Genomic DNA, 2,003 nt, shown 5'->3' on the forward strand with positions numbered 1-2,003 from the left:
TCAGTATAATCCTGAGTAAGACAAAATTCGCAAGCCTTGTATCAAAGTCCCAATGCGGCTTTCAGCCTTGGATAGCCCGTTTTACTGACCAATACCCTGGCGCCACTGCGCAAAATAGCCAGATGGTTTTCCTTCTCGTAAGGATCTATGCGGGTTACCTGATTTACATTGAGTATATAAGAGCGATGCACGCGTGTGAATTGTTGCGGATCGAGCATTTTTTCAAAGAAAGACATGGTTTTGTTTTTCAGGAAACTTCCTTCCTGCGTCACAATTTTCACATAATCATCTGCTGCTTCCAGGTAATGAATATCCTGTACAGCAATGATTTTGATTTTACCATTCAGTTTAATCACCACCCGATTGCTTTGTACCGGTGTGGCAGCGGCAGTTTCCAACAAAGCTTCTGTATTGGCTGCAGGCGCCTGCAGTTGATCCAGCCACTTTTGCACCGCCTTATCAAAGCGTTCGCTGGAAAAGGGTTTCAGCAGATAATCCACTGCATGTACTTCAAAAGCTTTGATGGCATGTTCTTCGAAAGCAGTCGTAAAAATAACTGCGGGCATATTTTCTACCAGTTCAAGCATTTCAAAACCGGTGATCTTAGGCATTTGTATATCCAGGAAAATAATATCAGGCTGATGTTGTTGTATGGCTTTTAATCCTTCAAATCCATCATTGCATTCCTGCATAATGGTGATCTGCGGAAAATTCAGCAGGTATTCTTTCACTACCTCACGGGCCAACGGTTCATCATCAATTATTACTGCTTTTATCATGTGTTTGTGGTACTTTGATAATTGTGGTAAAAATATTTTCGTGAGCAGAAGTTTCCAACAGATCTTGTCGTGCAAACAACAGATAGAGTCTTCGCTGTATTGAGTTCAGGCCAAATCCGGTGCCTTTATTAGGTTGTTGTAATTCGTTATCGAATGGATTTTGTATCGATATATATAACATGCTATCCTGCATCCAGGATTTTATGCTGATAGTAATTTCGCCGGTAGTATCGTATAGTCCGAATTTGATTGCATTTTCAACTACTGGTTGCAGCAACATAGGCGGCATCAGCATTTTCTCTGCACCTTCATCGGGTATAACGGTAGTGGTTAAACGATGTCCGAAACGCACTTTTTCTATATCCAGGTACAACTGTAAATATTTCAGCTCTTCTGATAACATGATCCACTGATCATCTTCCCTTTTCAATGATCCCCGTAAAAAATCGGAGAGCTTCAACACCATTTCCCTGGCTTCTTTCGGGCGTAGCATGATTAAAGCGTTAATAGAATTGAGGCTGTTAAACAGAAAATGCGGTTGTAGCTGTTGCCGTAATTTAAAGAGTTCTGCCTCTCTCACTATTTTCTCAGTAGACTCTTTACGTTGCAGGGATTCCTGCAGTTCTTCCGCATCGTACCACATCTGACTTCTGAAACCTATTCCTGCAATCAGCATCCAGCCGGTGAGGGCGTGAATGGGAATAGCGCTGTTCAACCATCCCAGATACGTGGGGTCTTTGGGAAAAGCCGTGATTAATAACCACCGGCTCAAACATACCCACAGTACAGATAAAGCAAAACTTACCACTGCTACATAACCAAACTTCATAGTGCCGGCGGCCGGGCGATAATAGGCCACATTCTGGCTAATGATAATACTCGCTGCTCCCAGTAAAATAACGTGTACGCAGCTGTCTGTAATAGCCGTGCCTAAAGGAATATTAAACCAGTAGTACAGCAATCCTCCGTAGATCAGCATCCATATTGCAAAGGAGCAGATGAAGGACCACCAGGAATTACCTTTTACGAATTGCTTTACCAAAACAGCGGTTTTATACGTTGAGTTCGAAATATTGTTGTCCCTGTAACTGGGCTGATTTCATCTGTAACCAGGCAATATAGGAATTAGGATCTCCCGGTTCTTCTATGCGGGAGTACAGTTCCATACCATCTGTGAGTTGATCCAGGGTATATACTTCCGGTACGTTGATGAACTTCCATTGT

2 protein-coding genes are annotated in these 2,003 nt (G+C 42.6%); both read right to left on the bottom strand.

All coding sequences use genetic code 11. The features are described from left to right. Positions 1–41 precede the first annotated feature (41 nt). On the bottom strand, positions 42–779 hold the full coding sequence (locus VIP81_RS04780; RefSeq protein WP_331957337.1) for a LytTR family DNA-binding domain-containing protein: 738 nt from the start codon (positions 777–779) through the stop codon (positions 42–44). Then, positions 757–1,821: a sensor histidine kinase gene (locus tag VIP81_RS04785; RefSeq protein WP_331957338.1), complete on the bottom strand. Its 1,065-nt coding sequence runs from the start codon at positions 1,819–1,821 to the stop codon at positions 757–759. The genes VIP81_RS04780 and VIP81_RS04785 overlap by 23 nt, the downstream gene beginning before the upstream one ends. Between the last annotated feature and the right edge of the window lie 182 nt (positions 1,822–2,003).

Source organism: Chitinophaga sp., assembly GCF_036566945.1.
GTDB lineage: Bacteria > Bacteroidota > Bacteroidia > Chitinophagales > Chitinophagaceae > Chitinophaga.